Raw genomic sequence first — 4,972 nt, 5'->3', positions numbered from 1 at the left:
GGGCGCTGCTGGCCGGCGTGATCGGGTTCGTCTACTTCTGGAAGGCTGAGGAGAGGTACGGCCGTGGCTGACACCACCGACGAGAAGATCCCCACGGTCGTCGCCGACCGCGTCGACATCGTCTACCGGGTCAACGGCACCGGCGCCGGACGCGGCTCCGCCACCGCCGCCCTCAACCGCATGCTGCGCCGCGGGCAGACCGAGAAGGCGTCCGGTGTGCGCACGGTGCACGCCGTGCGCGGGGTCTCCTTCGTGGCGTACCGGGGCGAGGCGATCGGGCTCATCGGCACCAACGGCTCGGGCAAGTCGACCCTGCTCAAGGCCGTCGCCGGGCTGCTCCCGGTGGAGAACGGCCGCATCTACACCGACGGCCAGCCCTCCCTGCTCGGCGTCAACGCGGCTCTGATGCGCGACCTGACCGGCGAGCGCAACGTGTACCTCGGCGGGCTCGCCATGGGCATGTCCCGCGAGGAGGTGCGCGCCCGCTACGACGAGATCGTCGACTTCTCCGGCATCAAGAAGGGCGACTTCATCACCCTGCCGATGCGCACCTACTCCTCCGGCATGGCGGCCCGGCTGCGCTTCTCCATCGCCGCCGCCAAGGACCACGACGTCCTCCTGGTCGACGAGGCGCTGGCCACCGGCGACCGTTCCTTCCAGAAGCGCTCCGAGGCCCGGATCCGGGAGCTGCGCGAGCGGGCCGGCACGGTGTTCCTGGTCAGCCACAACAACAAGTCGATCCGCGACACCTGCGACCGCGTGCTCTGGCTGGAACGCGGTGAGCTGCTGATGGACGGACCCACGAAGGACGTGCTCAAGGAGTACGAGGCGTTCACCTCGGGCACGGACAAGGCCCGCAAGCCGAAACCGAAGGCGGTACCGGTGCCCTCCTGAGGCCCACGCCCGCGCGGCCACTTCATCGTATTGATGCCAATATGACCGAAGAGGACCGTCCGGAGCGACGAGCAGCCGAAGGAGTCCCGCGATGCCCGAGCTCAGCGTCATCGTCCACGGGCCGAACACCCAGGACCACCTGACCGGCCTGCTCGACTCCCTCGCCGACCGTCCCCTCCCGGACACCGAGGTCGTCGTCGCCGCGGTCGGCGACTGGGCCCGCGAGACCGCCCGGCGGCACGCCCCGCGCGTCCAGGTGCTGCCCCTGCCCGACGGCACGTCCGACGCGACGGCCCGGACGGCGGGGGCGGCGCGGGCCACCGGCCGCTGGCTGCACTTCGTCCGCGCCAAGGACGGCCTGCCGCCCGGCAGCACCCGCACCGTCGCCGAACGGGTCGCCGAGCTCCCCGGCGCCGTGGACGTCCTGCTCCTGGACCACCTGCGCAGCACCTGGCGCAGCTCGGGACTGCCCTCGGCGGACGGCCCGCTGCTCGCCCGCGCGGGCCGCACCGACCTCGCCCTCGACGACAGCGCCTACCTGCTGCGCCTGACCCCGCTGCTCGGCACCCGCGTCCTGCGCGCCGGCTTCTGGCGGGCCCACGAGGACCGGCTCACCACCGACGACGAACCGCGGGCGGCCCTCGCCGCCCTGCTGCTCGCCGACCGCGTCGCCGTCCTGCCGCACATCGCCCAAGAGGACCGCCGGCTGCGGCCCGCCGCCCTCCCCCCGGTCACCCCCGACCGGCACTACGCGCTCGTCGACCGCTACGAGAGCCTCCTCGACCTCGCCCGCGAACGCCCCGCCGTCTACACCGTGCTCTACGAGATCATGGTCCGTGACTGCCTGCGCGCCTTCAGCCGCGGCGACATGCCCGAGGACGTGGCCCGGGAGTTCTTCCACCGGGCCGGGGCGGCCGCCCTGCGCCTCCGCCCCGAGGGCCACCGGCGGCCCGCCGGCCCGGAGGGCGTCCGCCGCTCCCTGCTCGAAGAGGGCGCCTACGGCAAGTACCGCGCCTTCCAGAGCGCCAACCGCGCCCGCCGCGCCGTGCGGTCCACGGTGCGCACCGGCAGACGGCGCCTCGGCGCCCGGATCCGCGACCAGCAGTACCGCAGGGCCCTGCACCGCCCCGTCGACCCCCGCCTCGCGGTGTTCGCCGCCTACTGGAACCGCGGGGTCGCCTGCAACCCTGCCGCGATCGCCGCGAAACTCGCCGAGCTCGCCCCGCACATCCACCCGGTGTGGGTGGTGACCGGCGAGAACGCCGCCCTGCTCCCGCCCGGCACCGACCACGTCGTCCCCGGCACCCGCCGCTACTGGGAGGTGCTCGCCACCGCGAAGTACCTCGTCAACAACGTCAACTTCCCGAACGCCGTGGTCAAACGCCCCGACGCGGTCCACCTCCAGACCCACCACGGCACCCCGCTCAAGCGCATGGGCGTGGACCAGCTGCCGTTCCCGGCCGCCGCCCAGGGCCTGGACTTCGACGCGCTGCTGGCACGCGTCGACAAATGGGACTACAGCGTCTCCAGCAACAGCCACACCACCCGCATGTGGGAGAGGGCGTACCCGTCCCGGTTCGTCTCGCTCGACCACGGCTATCCGCGCAACGACGTCTACTACACGGCCGGCGCCGACGACATCCGGGCGGTCCGCGCCCGCCTCGGCATCGCGCCGGGCCGCCGGGCCGTCCTGTACGCGCCCACGCACCGCGACTACGAGGCCGGCTGGACCCCGCGCCTGGACCTCGCCGCGCTCTCCGACCGCCTCGGCGAGGACACCGTGCTGCTGGTGCGCGGCCACTACTTCTACGACGGCGCCGCCTCCCCGCTGACCGGACCGCGCCGCTTTGGCCGCGTCGTGGACGTCTCCTCCTACGACCCGGTGGAGGAGCTGTGCCTGGCCGCCGACGTCCTGGTCACGGACTACTCGTCGATCATGTTCGACTACGCCAACCTCGACCGCCCGATCGTCGTCCACGCCGACGACTGGGAGACGTACCGCACCACGCGCGGCGTCTACTTCGACCTGATGGCGGAGGCGCCCGGCCCGGTGGCCCGCACCCAGGAGGAGCTGACCGGGATCCTCACCACCGACGCCTGGCGCGACGACGGCGCGGAGAAGGCCAGGGCCGTTTTCCGCCGCCGGTTCTGCGAGTACGACGACGGCCGCGCCGCCGAACGCGTCGTACGCCGGGTCTTCCTCGGCCAGGACGAGGCGTCGCTGCCGCCGGTGCTGCCGATCGGGGAACGCACCCCGGCCCCGAAGCCCGAGGAGGCGTCATGAGCACCCCGCAGGTCCCCGACGTCACCGTCACGGTGATCGTGCACAACGACGCCGAACGGCTCCCCCGCGCGGTGGAGTCCGTGCGCCGCCAGACCCACCGGAACCTGGAGATCGTCATCAGCGACGACCACTCCACGGACGACACCCCCCTGGTGGCGACGGCGCTGGCGGCCCGCGACCGCCGCATCCGGTGTCTGCGGCTGCCGGAGAACAGCGGCGGGTGCAGCGCTCCGCGCAACCGTGCGCTGGAGATCGCGCGGGCGCCGTACCTGATGTTCCTCGACAGCGACGACGAGCTCCCCGAGGGGGCGGTCGCGGCGCTGCTCGCCGCGCACCGCGAACGCGACCTCGACTTCGCGATGGGCGCGGTGCGGCGGATCCGGGTGGACACCGGCCGCCGCTCCACCTGGATGCCGCACCTCGTACGGGAGCGCCGCACCCTGGACGGCATCGAGGCCGACCCGCGGCTGTTCTTCGAGCACCTGTCGACCGGCAAGATGTACGCCCGCGCCTTCCTCGACCGGCACGACCTGCGCTTCCCCGAGGGCATCCACTACGAGGACCAGCTGTTCTCGGCCCAGGCGTACTGCCTGGCGAAGCGGTTCACGATCGTCCCCGAGCCGGTGTACCTCTGGTACGTCGCCCCGTACGCGGGCTCCGACGCCGCGTCCATCTCCAACCAGCGGCACCTGCTCACCAACGTCCGTGACCGGATCCACGTCCAGCGGCTGATCGACGCGTTCCTGGCGGAGAGCGGGCACGGGGCGCTGCGCGAGGACAAGGACCACAAGTTCCTGAAGCACGACTTCCGGATGTACGCGGGTGATCTGCCGTACCGGGACGAGGAGTGGCTGGCGGCCTTCGCGGACCTGGTGAACCCGTACCTGGAGACCCTGTCGCCGGGCGCGTACGCCCGGCTCCCCCGCGCCGAGCGGGTGGTGCTCCAGCTCCTCCGCGACCGGCGCCTGACCGAGGTCCGGTGGGCGGCCCGGGGGCTGGGGCACGGTGTCGCCCCCAGGGAGCTGACCACGGGCCCGGACGGCCGTACGTACTGGGGCGGGCGGGTCCCCGGGTCGGCGGGCGCCCGCCGTGAACTGGACCTGACCGAGCTGGATCCGGCCACCCGCCCGTTCTCCGTCGCCTGGTTCCGCCACGAGATCACCGGGATCACCCGGGGGCCCGGGGCCTCCGTCGACCTGACCGTGCGCACGTACGACCCTGCCCTGCGCCTCCTGGTCGGCCCACAGCGCGCGAGCCTGATCGTCTCCCCCGGCCGGCGCCGCCTGACCGTCCCCTTCCGGCTCTCCCCGGTCCGCCCCGGTGTCTTCGAGGGCCGCGTCCGTCTCGCCCCGGCGGCCGCGCGCCTCCCGCTCAGCGGCTTCGCCGGGGTGCGCCATCCGCTGGTCCGGCTGGTCTGCCGGGGACGCGCCAACCGGGGGCTGCTGCTGGCCCCGCCGGCCTTCCCGCCCCTGACCGCCCGCGTCCCGCGCCACCGGCTCACGATCGAGCCCGAGGGCCACGGCCCGGGCCGCCTCCAGCTCCGCTGGCAGCCGACCGGCCTCACCGCGAACGTCCTCCACCCGACGACCCACCGCCTGACCGGCCCCCGCATCCGCCGAGCGGCCCGCCTGGCGGCGAGCGTGTTCAGCTCCTCCGGCTGAACCCAGCCCACCCGGCTACGCTCAGCCCTCCCGACACCCGCCCTCTTCAGCCCCTCCGGCGCCTGACCTCTTCAGCCCCTCCGGCGCCTGACCTCTTCAGCCCCTCCGGCGTTTGAGGAGCGGGGGTCCGGGG

The 4,972-nt window shown here is 73.6% G+C and carries 3 protein-coding genes; all 3 read left to right on the top strand.

Translation table 11 applies throughout. The features are described from left to right. Positions 1-63: 63 nt before the first annotated feature. Positions 64-894, top strand: coding sequence for an ABC transporter ATP-binding protein (locus tag ADK41_RS38170; protein WP_053670371.1), 831 nt, complete (start codon positions 64-66; stop codon positions 892-894). Positions 895-985: 91 nt separating this feature from the next. Next, positions 986-3,178 carry a CDP-glycerol glycerophosphotransferase family protein gene (locus ADK41_RS38165; protein ID WP_030837326.1) on the top strand — a complete coding sequence of 731 codons (2,193 nt, stop codon included), beginning with the start codon at positions 986-988 and terminating at the stop codon, positions 3,176-3,178. Next, positions 3,175-4,839 (top strand): glycosyltransferase family 2 protein, encoded by a 1,665-nt coding sequence (locus ADK41_RS38160; RefSeq protein ID WP_030837322.1) that lies wholly within the window; start codon positions 3,175-3,177, stop codon positions 4,837-4,839. Before ADK41_RS38165 ends, ADK41_RS38160 begins: the two co-directional genes overlap by 4 nt. Positions 4,840-4,972: the final 133 nt, after the last annotated feature.

It is taken from the genome of Streptomyces caelestis, from assembly GCF_001279005.1.
Taxonomy (GTDB): Bacteria; Actinomycetota; Actinomycetes; order Streptomycetales; family Streptomycetaceae; genus Streptomyces; species Streptomyces heliomycini.
The sequence above is the reverse complement of the archived record's forward strand: the minus strand, read 5'-3'. Positions and strand labels throughout refer to the sequence as shown.